Origin of the sequence: Loktanella fryxellensis, from assembly GCF_900110065.1 — a bacterium.
Taxonomy (GTDB): Bacteria; Pseudomonadota; Alphaproteobacteria; order Rhodobacterales; family Rhodobacteraceae; genus Loktanella; species Loktanella fryxellensis.
The window spans coordinates 155702-172660 of record NZ_FOCI01000005.1 but is presented as its reverse complement, the minus strand read 5'-3'; the positions used below and the strand labels follow the sequence as shown (position 1 = coordinate 172660).

Below are 16959 nucleotides of genomic sequence, written 5' to 3'. Positions count from 1 at the left end.
GCAGCACAGGGAAACAGGGGTACACGATGCACGATGCACGATCACAAGGCTATTCTGGCTCAGCATGTGGCGGTCCGGCTGGGACGCCGGTCGGTTCTGAAGGGCATGGGGGCCGGTCTGTTTGCCGCCACCGCCGGCGCGGCGTTGCCGGCCACGGCGCAGGTCGCGCAAAGCGGCCATCTGCGGGTCGGTGCGATCACGCCGATCGACACGCTGGACCCGCATTTCACGTTCCGTCTGGGATCGGTGCAGATCATCAGCAACATCTGCAACGGTCTGCTGAAGGTCGTCTACGACGGCACCACCGTCAGCTTCGAACCCGACCTTGCGGCGACGTGGGAGCTGGAGGACGACCGCACCCACGCCTTTACCCTGCATCCGAACGTCATGTTCCACGACGGCACGCCCTGCGACGCCGAGGCGGTCCGGTTCAACCTGATGCGGGTGAAGTCCGGCACCCCCGCCTCGCCGCATGGCTGGAAGCTCGAAAAGCTGGAAGAGGTCGAGATCATCGATGCGGTCACCTTCAAGCTGCATTTCTCTGAACCCTACGCCTTCCTGCCCGTCGCCCTGACCGGGTCCATCGGCCGGGCCGGCACCATCGTCAGCCCGACTGCCGTGGAAACCTTCGGCGAGGAATTCGGCCGCAACCCGGTCGGCACGGGCCCGTTCAAGTTCGTGTCCTGGGAACAGAACAACAGCATCGAGCTGGTCGCCAACGAGGATTACTTCATGGAGGGCCTGCCCAAGCTGGAGCGTGTGTCCTTCATGCTGATCGACGAGCCGTCGACGGCGCTGGCCGCGTTGATCTCCGGTCAGATCGACGCCATGAACGACTGCCCGATGCAGCTGACGCAGCAGGTCATGGCGATGCCCAACCTGACCATGTATGGCAGGGTCGAGGGCAACTACACCTATGTGGGCATGAACACCCAGCGTGCGCCGTTCGACGACGTGAACCTGCGCCGGGCGGTCGCGTATGCGATCGACCGCAACGCGGTGCTGCAACAGGCCTATTTCGGGCTGGCCAAGCAGGCGTTCAGCCCGATCTCTCCCCCCATGTCGGGGTTCTACGACGAGAACATCGCGGACTCGGGGCGCGGTCAGTTCTATGATCTGGAAAAGGCCAAGGAATTCCGTGCGCTGGCCGCCAATCAGGAGGTGATCGAGGTCACCTATCTGATGACCGAGAACCCGCCCGCAGGCACCCGCGTGGCGCAGATCGTGGCACCGCTGCTGGCCGAGATCGGGATCAAGGTCAATCTCGAGCTGCTGGAAAACGCCGCGTGGACCCAGCGTCTGCAGGATCGCGACTTCGAGATGGTCGACTTCTTCTGGACCGCCGATCTGGACCCGGACGAGACCCTGTTCCCCGAATTTCGCACGGACGGCGCGTGGAACTACTGGGGGTGGAGCAATGCCGAGTTCGACAGCCTGTGCACGCAGGCGCAGGTTGTCCTCGACGTGGCGGAACGGTCGCGACTCTACAATCAGGCCGAGGACATCATGCTGGCCGAGGCACCCATCGCCATGCTGGCGCACTTCCCGCTCTACAAGGTCTTCAGCAACCGCGTGCAGGGGTTCAACTATGTGCCCTGCGATCTGATGAACCTCGATACGGTCAGCTTCACGTAATGCTGCGACAGGCCTCCGCAAAAATCTTTCAGACACTTGTGGTTCTTGTCATCGTGTCGATCGCCAGCTTCAGTCTGCTGAAGCTGGCGCCCGGCGACCCGGTGGTGCTGATGCTGGGCAGCGAGTATTCGCAGGACAGCTATGACGAGCTGCAGGCGCAGCTCGGTCTCGATCAGCCCGTGGCGCTCCAGTATGTGCGCTGGCTCCGCGACTTCGTCACCGGCGACTGGGGCAATTCCTATGTCGCCAAGACCGACATCTTTGCCTTTGTCGTGACGCAGGCCCTGCCTGTGACGCTGACGCTGACCGCCTGCGCCATCGTGTTGGCGATCCTGATCGGTGTTCCGCTGGGCGTCGTGTCCGCCGTGCGCAAGGACAGCGCCTGGGACGTGGGGATCGCTGCCTTCGCCCTGACCGGCACTGCGTTCCCATCATTCTTTCTGGGGATCGTGCTGATCTGGTTCTTTGCGGTGAAGGTCGGGTTCTTTCCGGTCATGGGGTTCGTTGCCCCGTGGGAGGATTTCTGGTCCGGCATGCTGCACCTCGTCCTGCCCGCGCTGACGCTGTCGACGTTCTTCATCGGGATGATCGTGCGGGTGACCCGTGCCGCGATGGTCGAGGTGCTGGAACAACCCTACATCACCGCCGCCATCGCGCGCGGAGAGCCGCACCGCCGGGTCATCTGGGTGCACGGGTTCCGCAACATCCTGATGCCGCTGGTGACCGTGATCGGTCTGCAGCTGGGCGCGATCCTGCAAGGCGCGGTGCTGACCGAGACGGTCTTTTCGCTGCCCGGTCTGGGGCAGATGCTGACCGGCGCGGTGCTGGGGCGCGAATACGTGCTGGTGCAGGCGGGCGTGATGCTGACGGCCACGTTGTTCATCCTGGTCAATCTGGCCGTCGACTTGTCCTATCCCTTCCTCGACCCAAGGCTGAGAGCGCGCTGATGACCATGACCGATGATCCCATCGCACCGCAACGGCGTGCACGAAAGCAGGCCCGGCGCAGCATGTTCATCCGCAGGCCGTTCTTTACGGTGTCGCTGATCGTGGCCGTGGGTTTCGTCGCCTGTGCCGTCTTTGCGCCACTGATCGCGCCCTACGATCCGGTGCAGCAATCCATCACGGCGATGATGGCACCGCCGGGCGGCGCACATCTGCTCGGCACCGACAGCTACGGGCAGGACATCCTGTCGCGGATCATCTACGGCGCGCGCTACGCGCTTCTGATTGCGTTCTTTGCGATCCTGATCGGCGCCACGGGCGGGTTGATCCTCGGGACGGCGGCCGGTCTCACGACCGGCTGGGTCGAGTGGGTCCTGCTGCGGGTCATCGATTCCATTCTGGCGCTGCCGTCGCTGATCCTCGCGATCGCGGTCATCGCGATCCTGGGGCAGGGCGTCGACAAGGTCGCCATCGCGGTCGGCATCTCGATGATCGGCCCGTTCGCGCGCACCGTGCGGTCCGATGTCCTGCAGGTCTCGTCACAACTGTTCGTCGAAGCGGCGGGGCTGATGAGCATCACCCGTCTGACGGTCATCTGGCGGCACATCCTGCCCAACATCGTCTTTCCGCTGGGCGTGCAGATCACCGTCCGCGTGTCCGAGGCCATACTGGTGTCGTCATCGCTGTCGTTCCTCGGAATCGGGGTGACGCCGCCGACCCCGGACTGGGGCCTGATGATCGCCGAAGGACGTGGCTTCGTCAGTTTTGCGCCTTGGATGTCAGGAATGCCAGGCATCGCGCTCGCCCTCTTGCTGATCGCGCTGGCGATCGTCGGCGACGGTATCCGCGAGGAGTTCGACCCCAAGATGCGAGGCCACCAATGACCCACACCATCCTGCCCGAGATGATCGTGCCCCGTCCGCTGTCGCGCGGTCCGGCGTCGCCCGATCCGTATCTGCCCGGCACGCCGGGGTCCGATCCCTTGCTGACCGTGACAGGCCTGACCGTGTATCGCGGATCGCGCCGGATCCTCGACGACGTCAGCTTTACCCTTGCCCGTGGTGAAACGCTGGCTCTGGTCGGCGAGAGTGGGGCCGGAAAATCGACCATCGCAAGCGCCCTAATGGGGCTGCTGGCCGGTCGTGCGCGGGTGACGGGGCAGGCGGCCTTCGATGACGTGCCCGATCTGCTGGCGATCACGTCGAAAGGCTGGAGCGGACTGCGCGGACAGCGCATCGCGATGATCTTTCAGGACGCCGGGGCGGCGCTGAACCCCTGCTTTACGGTGGGCAGCCAGTTGACGTCGGTGCTGCGCCGCCAATTGGGCCTCGACCGCGCGACGGCCCGCCAGCGCGCCGTGACGCTTCTCGACAGCGTGGGCCTGAACGACGCCGCTGCGCGCATGTCGGCCTATCCGCACCAATTGTCCGGCGGAATGCAGCAGCGTGTGATGGTGGCCATCGCGCTGGCCTGCGACCCGGATCTGTTGTTTGCAGACGAGCCGACCTCGGCCCTCGATGTGACCATTCAGGCGCAGATCGTCCGCCTGATCCTGGACCAGACCCGCGCCAAGGGTGCCAGCTGCGTGTTCGTGCTGCACGATCTGGCACTGGCCAGTCAGACCTGTGACAGGATCGTGGTGCTGTATGCAGGGCAAGTCATGGAATCCGGACCATCGGATGTGGTGCTGAACGATCCGCGCCACCCCTATACCCGTCTGCTGAAGTCCTGCGTGATCGAAATCGGCACCCATGACCTCGATCCGCCCGATGGCAGCGTGCCGGGCTACGACGACCTGCCCGGCGGATGCCGGTTTGCCACCCGCTGTCCGCGCAGGCTGCCGCGCTGTGCGGCCGAACGCCCGCCACTGACCACGCTGGCGGGGCGCAGTCTGGCGTGCTGGAATCCGGAGACGGGGGAATGATCGCCGCGCACGACGTAGCGCCTGCTCACCTGCCTGACACGACTCCGCCGGAACCGCAGGTGCTGTTCGAACTCGTCGAGGTCGAGAAGGTCTTCATGGTGCGCAAGCCCGGCAGCCTGTTCGGGGGCGCAAAGGTCGGCCTGCCCGCGCTGGACGGGGTCAGGCTGAAGATCAGGAAGGGCGCGTCGGTCGCCCTTGTGGGCGAAAGCGGGTCCGGCAAATCGACGCTGCTGCGCGTCCTGTTGGGCCTGACCCGCCCGACACAGGGCCACGCCCTGTATCAGGGCCGCCCGATCGATCAGGTCCGCGCCGAAGGCCCCGCGTTTGCCCGCCAGGTCGCGATGATCTATCAGGATGCGCGCGGATCGCTGAACCCGCGCATGACGATCGCGGCCCTGATCGCCGAACCGCTGCGGCATTTCCGGATCTGCCCGGAGGCCGATATTCCCGACCGCGTGCACAGCCTGCTGGCGCGTGTCGGTTTGCCGGCCGAGGTCGCCGACCGCTATCCAGCCGCCATGTCGGGTGGGCAGGTGCGCCGGGTCGCCATCGCTCGCGCGCTGGCGTCCGAGCCCACGGTCCTCGTCGCGGACGAGGCGGTTTCGGGGCTGGACGTGTCGACGCAGGCGCAACTGCTGAACCTGCTGCGCAGGTTGCAGCGCGACATGGCGCTGACGCTGGTGTTCATCACCCATGATTTGGGGGTGGCCAGCTACCTCTGCGAGGAGATCGCGATCATGTATCTGGGGCGTATCGTCGAAACCGGACCGACCAATGCCGTGCTGACCGCACCAGCCCACCCCTATGCGCGGGCGCTGCGACGGGCGGCACCGGAGTTCTTTGCGCCGATCAGCGATCCGCTGCCCGGCGAGATTCCCAGCCCGCTGGACCTGCCGACGGGCTGTCGCTTTTCGGGGCGCTGCGACGTTGCGCAAGCGGACTGCCACCTGAGCGATCCGGCACTGGTGCGACTGGGCGGTGGCGCGTCCGACCGCGCCGCCGCCTGTTTCCATCCGCTCCTTCCCGACGCGAACACCGACCTCGGTCACACGACCGCAACGCATCTGAAAAGAGATATCCATGCATGACTTCTTCTCGGCCCGCCGTCCGTCCACCTTTGCCGGTCAGGCGATGGTCGCCACATCGCACCCGTTGTCGACCGCCACGGGGCTCGAGATCCTGTCTGCGGGTGGCAATGCGGTCGATGCCGCGCTGGCCGCGGTGGCCGTGCAATGTGTGGTCGATCCGCTGATGACAGGGATCGGTGGCGATTGCTTTGCCTTGTATGCCACCGCTGACGGCACCGTTTCGGCCCTGAACGCATCCGGCCGGGCCCCTGCGGGTGCCACGCTGGACGCCGTCATCGCGACCGGTCTGACGACCGAGATTCCGGCGACGAGTCCGCATGCGGTCACGGTCCCCGGCGCAATTTCGGGCTGGTGCCTGCTGCACCGGGATCACGGATCGCTGCCGCTGGACCAGATCTTTGCCCGGGCGATCCAGTACGCGGCGGAAGGATATGTGATCACGCCCCGCGTCGCGATGGACTGGGCCGCCCATGCGGACGTGATCGGCGCAGACCCCCATGCGGCGGCGCTCTTCGTACCGGACGGCAAGGCACCGCTGCCCGGCACGCGCCATGCCCAACCGCTGCTGGCCGACCGCCTGCGCGAGATTGCGACACAGGGGGCCGCCGGTTTCTACACCGGTCCGACCGCCGCCAGCATGGCCGCCCATCTGCAAAGCCTTGGCGGATTTCATACGGTCGAGGATTTCGCCGATGGTCAGGATGCCGCCCACTGGGTCTCTCCCATCAACGCCTCGTACCGCGGCCACGACATTCACCAATGCCCGCCGAACGGACAGGGGCTGGCGGCGCTGCTGATCCTGCGGATCATGGAAGGGTTCGACATCGCGGCCTTGTCAGAGGTCGACCGCATCCACCTGCACGCCGAGGCGACCAAGCTGGCCTATCATCACCGCGATGCGCTGATCGCCGACCCGGCGCACAGCGCGGGCGTGGCCGATACGCTGCTGTCCGATGAGGTGATCGGCACCCTGCGGGCGCGGATCGACATGTCACGGGCCATGCCGCCCGCCCTGTGGGATGAACCGGAACACAAGGATACGGTCTACCTCTGTGTTGTGGATGCCCACGGCAATGCGATCTCGCTGATCAACTCTCTCTTTACCGGGTTCGGGTCCACGCGACTGGATCCCGCAACGGGCGTGCTGTTCCACAGTCGTGGCGCGTCATTCCGCCTGATCCCGGGCCATCCCAATGCCATCGCCCCCGGCAAGCGGCCGATGCACACGATCATTCCCGGCATGGTGACCGTCGCGGGTCGGGTGCATCTGCCGTACGGCGTGATGGGCGGACAGTATCAGGCAGCCGGTCATGCGACGTTTCTGTCCAACCTGATCGACCTCGGCATGGGGGTGCAGGACGCGATGGATGCGCCGCGCAGCTTCGCCTTCGGTGGCGTGCTGGAGGTCGAGCCCGCCATGCCGGAGGCGACACGCGCGGCCCTTGCGGCGCGCGGCCATGTGATCAAGGTCGCCGTGTCCCCGATTGGGGGCAGTCAGGCGATCCGCATGTCCCCCGGCGTGCTGGAAGGCGGGTCCGACAGCCGCAAGGACGGTATGGCGTTGGGATTTTGACCTATCCTGCCAAGCCTGAACCCGTTACCCCGCTGACCGGCGGATCTGTCATCACGGCGGACGAATGAATGGCCTACCTCAAAAGACTCGGCATCGACACCTACATGCTGCTGCTGATCGCCACGGTCGCGACCGGCCTGATCCTGCCCGTGCAGGGGATCGCGGCGACCGGCCTGTCGCAGGTCACGTTCTGGGCCGTGGTCCTGCTGTTCTTTCTGTATGGCGCCAAGCTGGATTCCGCGGCGGTGCGGGCAGGGCTTCTGAACCTGCGGTTGCAGGGCCTGACCTTCGGCGCGACATTCGGTCTGTTTCCGCTGTTGGGGCTGGCGCTGGCCTTTGTGTTCGGCGGGTTGCTGGGACCGGAACTGACCTTTGGGTTGATCTTTCTGGCAGTGCTGCCGTCGACGGTGCAGTCGTCGATCGCGTTCACCGGAATGGCGGGTGGCAACGTACCCGCTGCGATCTGTGCCGCGTCGCTGTCGAACCTGATCGGGGTGGTCCTGACGCCCGCGCTGGTGGCGCTGCTGCTGCATCAGGGCGGCGGTGCGATCAGCGGGGCCGCCATCGTCAAGATCGCGGTGCAGATCCTGCTCCCCTTCCTCGCAGGCCAGCTTTTGCGTCCGCTGCTGGGCGGGTTCGTGCAGCGGCACAAGGCGGCGACGCTGTTCGTGGATCGCGGCGCGATCCTGCTGATCGTCTATTCGGCGTTCAGCGCGGGCACGGTGTCGGGGCTTTGGTCCGCGATCCCGGTGCCCAGTCTGATCCTGCTCTATGTGATCGTCGCCCTGTTGCTGGGGGTCGCCATGGTGATCGTGACGCGCGTGGGCCGGGTCTGCGGTCTGCCGGAGGCCGACCGCGCCGTGCTGCTGTTCTGCGGATCGACCAAGAGCCTGGCCAGTGGTCTGCCGATCGCAACCGCACTGGTGCCCGCCGCAACGCTTGGCGCAACGGTTCTGCCCCTGATACTGTATCACCTGACGCAGTTGCTGGTCTGTGCCCTGATCGCGCAGCGCAAATCGCAACTGCTGATCATCGCGGCCAGTCAGGCGGCGGGTCAGGTGCCCCCGCACCCCGCGAGGCCGACCCCCTGACCCGCGGTGCGCGATCACGCCGGATCTTACGCGGGCCGGCTGGGACGGTCTGGTCAGGGGGATCGCCTCTTCGACGTGCACGTCCGAGGGGGCACCCGGTGCGGTTCTGCCGCATCCCTCCCGTGATCGATCCAGCGTGGTCGCTGCACGGCGCAAGCGGACCCACCGCTCCGCCGACAAGACGCGGAACAGGACAAATCACGACGTAGCCCTGAAGCGCCGTCGTCCGCCAACGATCCGGGTGCGATCCGGAGTTCAGCCGGGATGCGGTGCCGACGGACGGCCGCTTTCTGCTTGGGGCACCATCATCGCAGGTGTGGCCGAGTTGGCGCAGCGGCCTGTCGTGAACGGTGCCGCGCGTCGCGCAGGGTCGGCGATACCCCGTGACCAACGCCACATGAGGCTGGCTGATTTGCCCTCAGACCCCCAACGTCGCGCCTGCACCGCGCGCCAGTTGCAGCGCCACGCCTGCCGCGGCGCACAGGCCCAGCACCGTGATGGCACCCAGTCTGAGCCGGAAAACCCCGATCAGCGCCACGCAGACCAGCAGCAGGGCCGCCACGTCCAGCGTGGTCCAGACCGGCCAGTCCAGATCGAGGCCCATACCGGTCACTGAACGCACCTCGGTGAACAGCACGTGCAGGCCGAACCACAGCGCCAAGTTCAGAATGACGCCCACTACCGCCGCCGTCACCGCCGTCAGCGCCGCCGTCAGGGCGTGGTTGTCGCGCAGCCGTTCGATGAACGGCGCACCGAGGAAGATCCACAGAAAGCATGGCACGAAGGTCACCCAGGTTGTCAGCAGCCCCCCCAGGGTCGCTGCCAGCAGCGGCGGCAGCGGGCCGGCATCGCGCAATGCACCCATGAAGCCCACGAACTGCGTCACCATGATCAGCGGCCCGGGCGTGGTTTCCGCCATGCCGAGGCCGTCCAGCATCTCGCCGGGGGCCAGCCAGCCATAGGTCTCGACCGCCTGCTGCGCGACATAGGCCAGCACCGCATAGGCGCCGCCAAAGGTGACGACCGCCATCACGCTGAAAAACCCGGCAATCTGCGCAAACACGTTCTGCGGGCCAAGCCACAGGAATAGTGCCGCCACGGGCAGCAGCCACAGCGACAGGAACACCGCCGAGATGCGGATCGCCCAACCCGTGCTGACCCGCGTATGCGCAGGTGTTTCGTCGCCCAGCAGGGTGTCGGCGTCGTCCACCTGTGCGCCGCCCGGTCCACCGTGACCGCCGCCGCCGTCGAAGGCCGCAAGACCGGCCCGCGCCCCGGCAAAGCCCAGCAGCGCCGCTGTCAATATGATGACCGGAAACGGCACGCCGAAGGCAAAGATCGCAAGGAAGGACGCCGCCGCGATGGCGACCGTCGTAGGGTTCCGCAGCGTGCGCGACCCGATGCGGACCACCGCCTGCAGCACGATCGCCAGCACCGCGGCCTTGAGGCCGAAGAACAGCCCCTCCAGCACGCCGGTGTCGCCCCAGATCGCATAGATCCACGACAGCCCCATGATCGCGACCAGACCCGGCAGCACGAAGAGCACACCGGCGATGATCCCGCCGACGGTGCGGTGCATCAGCCAGCCGATATAGACCGCCAGCTGCATGGCCTCCGGGCCGGGCAGCAGCATGCAGTAGTTCAGCGCATGGAGGAACCGCCGCTCGCCCAGCCACTTCTGCTCTTCGACCAGCACGCGGTGCATCAGGGCGATCTGCCCGGCAGGCCCGCCGAAGCTGAGCAGACCGATCCGCGCCCAGATGCGGGTGGCATCGCGCAGGGTGGGATAGGGGCGGTCGGTTGGCGGGGTGGCTGGCATGGGGCGGTCCTCGGTGTGTTGGCGGTCGGGCAGGGGATCCGGGCGCAGGATCGCCCTGGCGTCTACCCTGCAGCCTGCACTGCGTCGTGTCATACTTGCATGACAGGGCCTTCGCAAAGGCATCTGGTGGCGCAAGTCGGTCCTGCCGCACCCACCCGATGACGTCTCTGCGGCAACTGGCAGTGTCGCGTGTCGTTACCATTTACCAGCACGCCAGTCGACACCGCTCTGCGGTGACCGGGGATCGGCTGGCCCGACCGTGTCGTCCGGCGCAAACCGACCACCGTCAGCCCGCATGGGCTGCATCTTCGGCGGCCTGTGGATCGGGGGCTGGGGCACATGGTCCACAATCGGCCTGCCGGGGCGTGGATCTGCTGCGCCATGCTGGCACCAACACCGGACGGGCGATCCCTTTTCGCAGGGCATCCGAATGTGCCAAAGCCTGACCCGCTGTGCTGCGGTCAAGCCCCCCCGCCTGACGCCGGTCGGCGATCCGGACGCGCCGCATCGGTGCAGCGGGCGTCGCGTCAGGCAGGCCCGTCCGGCGGAAACGTCAGGCGCACGATCAGGCCGCGGTCCTGCGGTCCGGCGTCCAACAGCAGTGCCGCACCAAACAGGTCCGCGATCTCGACCGCCACGGCCAGTCCCAGACCCATGCCGCCGGCCTCTTCCAGCGGCAGCAGGGCGACCGGGCCCGCCACGCCGCGCTGGGCCTGCGCCAGTGCGGCGCGGCGGGCCGGTGGTAGGCCGGGGCCGTCGTCCTCGACCTCGACAACCGTCCGGTCTGCGGTCCGGTGGACGCGCACGGTGACCACGGCACCGCGCCCGGCATAGCTGACGGCGTTGGCGATCAGGTTGCGCAGCAGTTCGGCCAGAAGCACGGCGTCCGCGCGGACCGGCGGGCCGACGGCACCCTCGAACCCCAGGTCGATGTCCTGCGCCAGCGCCGCCGGGACCATGTCCACGGTTACGTCCTTGGCCACGGCTGTTGCGTCGACGGGGCGCAAGGCGGCCTCCGACGTGCCCGCATCGACGCGGGCCAGCACCAGAAGCTGCGCCAGCACCCGTTCGGCGCGTTCCAGCGCCGCCTGCGCCTGTGCGGTGGCGCGGGCGGTGGCGGCAGGGCTGTCGCTGCGGTCGATCAGCGCCAGTTGCGTGCGCACCACAGCTAGCGGCGTCCGCAACTGGTGGCTGGCGTTGCCGGTGAAATTGCGCAGTCCCCCCAGCGCCGACCCCAGCCGCGCCATGAAGGAATTGATCGCGGCGACCAGCGGCTCCACCTCTTGCGGGGTGGGGGCGGCGACGGGGCGCAGGTCGCCGGGCGAGCGTAGGGCGATCACGTCGCCCAGCCGCACCAACGGACGCAGGGCCACGGTGACGGCGACCCAGACGAGGGCCACGACACCGATCACCAGCACGCCCAGCCGCAGGGCGGACCGGATCAGGATGGCGCGCGCGAGGGCGGCGCGGGCGCGGGTCGATTCGGCGACGGTGACGGTAAAGGTAAAGGGGATCGCCGCCTCTCCTGTCGCCACCTCGCGCCGCAGGGTGGCGCTGCGGATGCCGACGCCGCGATAGCTGCCGTCGGCAAAGGCTACGCCCGGCCCGGTGACGGTGCCGACCGGCAGATCGTCATAGCCGGTCAGGAACCGCCCATCCGCGCCCCAGTCGACACGGTAGAACACGTTGTCCTGCGCGGTGGAGGTCAGCATCTCGATCGCCGCATAGGGCACGTCCACCTCCAGCCCGCCTGCGGTGTCCAGCGACACGCCCTCGGCGATGGCCAGCGCCGATCCGACCAGGACCCGGTCCGACACGATCTGCGCAGTCTGCCGCGCCTCGCGCCACGTGTCGGCCAGCGCCAGCGTGCCCAGCAGCAGAGTGGCCAGCAGCAGGCGCAGCATCAGGCGGCGGCGCAGGGACCACGCGCGCGCTGGTGCGAGGACGGGGGCGGCCTTCACGGTGCCTCTGCCGGCTTTTCCAGCAGATAGCCGATGCCGCGCACGGTGCGCAGCACCAGCCCCAGCGGCGCCAGCCTGCGCCGGAGCCGCGAGACATATTGCTCGATCGCATTGTCCGACAGCATGTCGTCGAGGCTGGTCAGCGACTGCATGATGGTGTCCTTGGCCACCACCTTGCCCGCGCGCATGTGCAGCAGTTCCAGCAAGGCACGTTCGCGGGGCGGCAGGTCGATGGCCTGACCGTCCGCCATGAACTGCCGCGTCGTCAGGTCCAGTGTCAGCCGCCCCAGCGTCACGACCGACGACCGCAGCCCCGCCTGACGGCGCAGCAGCGACCGCACCCGGGCCTCGAACTCGCGCACGTCAAAGGGTTTCGCCATGTAGTCGTCTGCCCCAAGGTCGAGGCCGCGCACCCGGTCCTCGGGTGCGCCGCGGGCAGTCAGGATCATCACGGCGGCAGTGTTGCCCTGCGCGCGCATCGCGCGCAGCACCGACAGCCCGTCCAGTTCCGGCAGGTTCAGATCGAGGATCATCAGATCGAAACGTTCGGCCGCCACCAGCGTGCGCGCCGCCTCGCCGTCGTGGACGAGGTCCACGGCATAGCCGGCACTGGTCAGCAGCGACAGCAGCGCCTCGGCCAGGGCCGGATCATCCTCGACGAGCAAAATGCGCAAACCGGTCTCCCCCTGCAAGCTCCTACGCTAGGGGGTTGCCGCGCCCTTGTGAACAGGGTGCGGGTGGGGCAGGCTGCGCGGATGGGACCGGTCCGTCTGTTCAGCTTGATCGTGATGGGGCTGTCTGGCCTGTCTGGGCAGGCCGTGGCAGAGGCCGTCACCTATCCGGCCCCGGATGGCAGCACGCGCGTGCAGGTCGTCGTCTATTCCACGCTGGACCAGCCGCTGGCCGCGCCGCTGATCGCGGGCTTTCAGGCCCAGCACCCCGATGTCACCGTCCGCTACGAGGATCTGCTGGCGGACCAGATCGCCACACGCGTGCGCGCCGAGACGGATGCGGGCGGGCCATCCGCCGATTTCGTCTTCTCCTCCGCGATGGACGTGCAGATGAAGCTGGCGAACGACGGCTATGCACAGCCCGTCGCCTTGCGCCGAGACTGGCCGGTCTGGGCGCGCTGGCAGGACATGGCCTATGCCCTGACGCTGGAACCGGCGGTCGTCGTCTATCACAAGCCATCGTTCCCGGACGGCCCGCCGCAGTCGCGGCTTGCGATCCTCGACTGGCTGGCGGCGCTGCCCAAGACCGGCGCGCCCCGGGTCGGTACCTATGACATCGCGGCCTCGGCGGTGGGCTACCTCTTCATGGCGCGCGATGCGGACCGCTTTCCCGACGTCTGGGGCATGCTGGCGGCGATGGCACGGGCGGGGCTGCAGACCTATCCGACCAGTCAGGACATCATCGACCGGGTGGCCGACGGGCGCCTGCTGCTGGGTTACAACATCCTCGGCTCCTACGCCGCGGATCAGGCGCGGGTGCGGCCCGATCTGGGGCTGGTCCTGCTGCGCGACTATACCGTGGTCATCAGCCGCGTGGGGCTGGTGCCGCGGGCGGCGGCGCGGCCCGATCTGGGGCGCGACCTGCTGGCATGGCTCGCCTCCGACGCGGGCCAGACGGTGCTGTCGGACCGCCTGCGCCTGCCGTCGGTCAGCCTTGGCGTCACCGACGCGGGTGGTGAGGGCAGCCTGTCGGGGCTGGGGGCCGGGCTGCAGCCGGTCCCGGTCAGCCCGGGCGTGATGGCCTATCTGGATCAGGCGAACCGCGCGCGGCTGCTGCGGACATGGGCTGCGGCGCTGTCGGGGGATGCGGCAGCGCTTGCCAGATAGGGCGGGCGCTGTCAGCTTGTTGTCAGGTTCGTGTGCTGAACATGCACGGCGAGTGTCACGGGGAGGTGACGCCCGACGTTCGCACCGAACACAAACACCGGCGCATCCCCTGCGCCACGGGAGGAGATCCGAAATGAAACACACGCTTCTGAGCGTCGCACTGGCCGCCGTCTGCGCCATGCCGGCCTTTGCCGCCGATTACACGATCATTGCACCTGCAGCACCCGGCGGCGGCTGGGATGGCACGGCGCGCGCCATGCAGACCGTCCTGCAGCAAGAGGGCATTTCCGGCAACGTGCAGGTCCAGAACGTGCCCGGCGCCGGTGGCACCGTGGGGCTGGCGCAGTTCGCCTCCAGCGCCAGCGGCGACGCCAACCAGCTGATCGTCGGCGGCTACGTCATGGTCGGCGCGATCCTGACCAACGCGTCCCCCGTGTCGCTGGCCGACGTGACCCCGATCGCCCGCTTGACCGGCGAAGCGGTGGGCATCGCCGTGTCCGCCAACAGCCCGGTCCAGACCATCGAAGAACTGGTCGAGATGTTGAAGGCCGATCCGGGTTCCGTGTCGTGGGCCGGCGGCTCTGCCGGTGGTGTCGACCACATCACCGTGGGCCTGCTGGCCAAGGCGGCTGGTGTCGATCCGACCCTGATCAACTACGTCGCCTTCTCCGGCGGCGGCGAGGCGCTGGCCGCGATCCTCGGCAATCAGGTGACGGTCGGCATTTCCGGCGTGGGCGAGTTCCTGCCGCAGGTCGAAGCCGGCACCATGCGGATGCTGGCCGTGTCCACCGCCGAACGCTGGGTGGGCACCGATGCGCCGACCCTGATGGAGTCGGGCTATGACGTGGACGTGCAGAACTGGCGCATGGTCGCGGCAGCCCCCGGCCTGACCGAGGAACAGAAGGCCGCCGTCACCGCCGACATCGACGCGATGGTGAACTCTGCCTCCTGGGCCGAGACGCTGGAAACCCAGAACTGGGCTAACACCTATCTGTCGGGTGCTGATTTCGACACGCAACTGGCCGCCGACATCGAAGCGACCACCGTGGTCCTGAAGGACATCGGTCTGGTCCAATGACCGGGCAGGCCACCCGGCCGCAGCGCCGCCCCGACGGGGCGGCGCTTGTCATCGCGGTCATGCTTGCCGCCGTCGGCGGCACCTTCATCGTGCAGGGCCGTGCCAGTCCCGACAACGGCGGCTATTCCGGCGTGGGGTCTGGCGATGCGCCCATCTTCGTGGGCGTCGTGCTGGTCCTTCTGGCGATCGCCCATGTCGTCAAGGGCTTGCGCAGCGGTCCTGTCGGTTTGCCGGTGCAGCATCTGGGGCCCGTCGGTCTGATCGTCGGTGGCCTGCTGCTGCAACTCGTGCTGTTGCGCATCACCGGCTTCTCCATCGCGTCGGGCCTGCTCTTCGCCTGCACCGCCAGCGCCTTCGGTCATCGCAATCCGGCGATCAGCGTGCCCGTCGGCATCGTGCTGGCCATCGCCGTCTATGGCGTCTTCGACCAGCTGCTCAGGCTGAACCTGCCGGCCGGATGGCTGGAACTGACGATCTTCGGGAGCTGACATGGATACCTTTGGCTTTCTGGCGCAGGGTCTGGCCACGGCGATGCAGCCGATGATTCTGCTCTATGCGCTGATCGGCGTGACCCTGGGGACCGCCGTTGGCGTGCTGCCGGGCATCGGGCCCGCGCTGACCGTGGCACTCCTGCTGCCCGTCACCTACGGCCTCGACCCTGCCGGATCGCTGATCATGTTCGCTGGCATTTATTACGGCGGGATGTACGGCGGATCGACCACGTCGATCCTGCTGAACACGCCGGGTGAAAGCGCATCCATCGTCACGGCGCTCGAGGGCAACAAGATGGCCCGCGCCGGGCGCGGGGGGCCCGCGCTGGCGACGGCGGCCATCGGGTCGTTCGTGGCCGGCCTGCTGGCCACGCTGGCGCTGGCGTTCCTCGCACCCTTCGTGGTGAAGCTGGCGCTGGTGCTGGGCCCGCGCGATTATTTCGCACTGATGATGCTGGCTTTCATCACCGTGTCCGCCGCCTTCGGCGACAGCACGATGAAGGGGCTGACCTCGCTCTTCGTGGGTTTGGCCCTTGGTGTCGTCGGGATCGACGGGCTGACGGGGCAGGCGCGGCTGTCGTTCGGCGTGCCGCAACTGCTGGACGGGGTCGAGGTCACGACGCTGGCGGTCGCCATGTTCGCGGTGGGCGAGGCGCTGTTCGTCGCAGCCCAGGGGTCTGCGATGCACGACAAGATCCACGCGATCAAGGGGTCCGTCCGCATGACGCGCGAGGACTGGAGCAGGTCGTGGCGACCCTGGCTGCGCGGCACGGCCATCGGCTTTCCCATCGGGGCGATGCCCGCTGGCGGCGCCGACATCGCGAGCTTCCTGTCCTATGGCAGCGAGAAACGCTTTGCCCGCAAGCCCGAGGAGTTCGGCCACGGCGCCATCGAGGGCGTGGCAGGTCCGGAGGCTGCGAACAACGCCGCCGCCGCCGGGACGCTGGTGCCGCTGCTGACGCTGGGTCTGCCCACGACGGCGACGGCGGCGATCATGCTGGCGGGGTTCCAGCAGTTCGGCCTGCAACCGGGACCGCTCCTCTTCGTGACGGCACCGACGCTGGTCTGGGGGCTGATCGCCAGCCTTCTGGTGGCGAACGTGATGCTGCTGGTCCTGAACCTGCCGCTGATCCGCCTGTGGGTGCGCCTGCTGACGATCCCGCGGCACTGGCTCTATGCGGGTATCCTGCTGTTCGCCACACTGGGCACCATCGGCGTGAACCCGTCGCCGGTGGAATTGTCGATGCTGATGATCTTCGGGATCATGGGCTACCTGATGCGGTTGCACGCCTATCCCATCGCGCCCGTGGTGGTGGGCCTGATCCTCGGCCCGATGGCGGAACAGCAGTTGCGCCGGGCACTTGCGATCAGCCAAGGCGACTGGACAACGCTTGTCGCCTCGCCGGTGTCGGCGGTGCTGCTGACACTCGCATTCCTCGGCCTCGTGGTGCCGCCGCTGCTGCGGTGGCGCGGCAAGGGCGACGTGCTGAGCAAGGTCGCCGCCGCCGAGGATTGAT

At 67.7% G+C, this 16959-nt stretch carries 14 protein-coding genes; 11 read left to right on the top strand and 3 right to left on the bottom strand.

The features are described 5' to 3' along the window. The first annotated feature begins 33 nt into the window (after window positions 1-33). The 7 genes from BMX16_RS05970 to BMX16_RS05940 all read left to right on the top strand — a co-directional run bounded on the left by BMX16_RS05970 (window position 34) and on the right by BMX16_RS05940 (window position 8255). Entirely contained in the window at window positions 34-1635 is a 1602-nt protein-coding gene (locus BMX16_RS05970) for an ABC transporter substrate-binding protein (RefSeq protein ID WP_089900193.1), read from the top strand. Further along, window positions 1635-2582, top strand: coding sequence for an ABC transporter permease (locus tag BMX16_RS05965; RefSeq protein ID WP_089900189.1), 948 nt, complete (start codon window positions 1635-1637; stop codon window positions 2580-2582). The genes BMX16_RS05970 and BMX16_RS05965 overlap by 1 nt, the downstream gene beginning before the upstream one ends. Then, entirely contained in the window at window positions 2582-3463 is an 882-nt protein-coding gene (locus BMX16_RS05960; protein WP_089900185.1) for an ABC transporter permease, read from the top strand. The genes BMX16_RS05965 and BMX16_RS05960 overlap by 1 nt, the downstream gene beginning before the upstream one ends. Next, window positions 3460-4503 (top strand): ABC transporter ATP-binding protein, encoded by a 1044-nt coding sequence (locus tag BMX16_RS05955; protein WP_245731370.1) that lies wholly within the window; start codon window positions 3460-3462, stop codon window positions 4501-4503. The genes BMX16_RS05960 and BMX16_RS05955 overlap by 4 nt, the downstream gene beginning before the upstream one ends. Next, a complete protein-coding gene (locus BMX16_RS05950) occupies window positions 4500-5591 on the top strand; it encodes an oligopeptide/dipeptide ABC transporter ATP-binding protein (RefSeq protein WP_089900182.1) in 1092 nt (363 codons plus the stop codon). The genes BMX16_RS05955 and BMX16_RS05950 overlap by 4 nt, the downstream gene beginning before the upstream one ends. After that, the gene (locus BMX16_RS05945; RefSeq protein WP_089900179.1) at window positions 5584-7164 is read left to right on the top strand and encodes a gamma-glutamyltransferase family protein; all 1581 of its coding nucleotides are present in this window, start codon (window positions 5584-5586) and stop codon (window positions 7162-7164) included. The genes BMX16_RS05950 and BMX16_RS05945 overlap by 8 nt, the downstream gene beginning before the upstream one ends. A 68-nt stretch (window positions 7165-7232) precedes the next feature. Further along, window positions 7233-8255: a bile acid:sodium symporter family protein gene (locus BMX16_RS05940; protein WP_089900175.1), complete on the top strand. Its 1023-nt coding sequence runs from the start codon at window positions 7233-7235 to the stop codon at window positions 8253-8255. Window positions 8256-8673: 418 nt separating this feature from the next. On the opposite strand, the gene chrA is transcribed toward BMX16_RS05940, so the two are convergent. From chrA to BMX16_RS05925, 3 genes are all read right to left on the bottom strand, one after another. Continuing rightward, window positions 8674-10074, bottom strand: a complete 1401-nt coding sequence (chrA, locus tag BMX16_RS05935) for a chromate efflux transporter (protein WP_089900172.1) — start codon at window positions 10072-10074, stop codon at window positions 8674-8676. Window positions 10075-10601: 527 nt separating this feature from the next. Continuing rightward, window positions 10602-12035, bottom strand: a complete 1434-nt coding sequence (locus BMX16_RS05930) for a sensor histidine kinase (protein WP_218139834.1) — start codon at window positions 12033-12035, stop codon at window positions 10602-10604. Further along, the gene (locus BMX16_RS05925) at window positions 12032-12709 is read right to left on the bottom strand and encodes a response regulator (RefSeq protein ID WP_089900169.1); all 678 of its coding nucleotides are present in this window, start codon (window positions 12707-12709) and stop codon (window positions 12032-12034) included. The genes BMX16_RS05930 and BMX16_RS05925 overlap by 4 nt, the downstream gene beginning before the upstream one ends. Window positions 12710-12790: 81 nt before the next feature. Between BMX16_RS05925 and BMX16_RS05920 the strand changes: the two genes are divergently transcribed. The 4 genes from BMX16_RS05920 (at window position 12791) to BMX16_RS05905 (ending at window position 16958) form a co-directional block, all read left to right on the top strand. Further along, on the top strand, window positions 12791-13873 hold the full coding sequence (locus tag BMX16_RS05920; RefSeq protein ID WP_089900166.1) for an ABC transporter substrate-binding protein: 1083 nt from the start codon (window positions 12791-12793) through the stop codon (window positions 13871-13873). Between the two features lie 133 nt (window positions 13874-14006). Beyond that, entirely contained in the window at window positions 14007-14951 is a 945-nt protein-coding gene (locus BMX16_RS05915) for a Bug family tripartite tricarboxylate transporter substrate binding protein (protein ID WP_089900163.1), read from the top strand. Further along, entirely contained in the window at window positions 14948-15439 is a 492-nt protein-coding gene (locus BMX16_RS05910; protein WP_089900160.1) for a tripartite tricarboxylate transporter TctB family protein, read from the top strand. The genes BMX16_RS05915 and BMX16_RS05910 overlap by 4 nt, the downstream gene beginning before the upstream one ends. Before the next feature lies 1 nt (window position 15440). Next, window positions 15441-16958 carry a tripartite tricarboxylate transporter permease gene (locus BMX16_RS05905; protein ID WP_089900157.1) on the top strand — a complete coding sequence of 506 codons (1518 nt, stop codon included), beginning with the start codon at window positions 15441-15443 and terminating at the stop codon, window positions 16956-16958. Window position 16959: the final 1 nt, after the last annotated feature.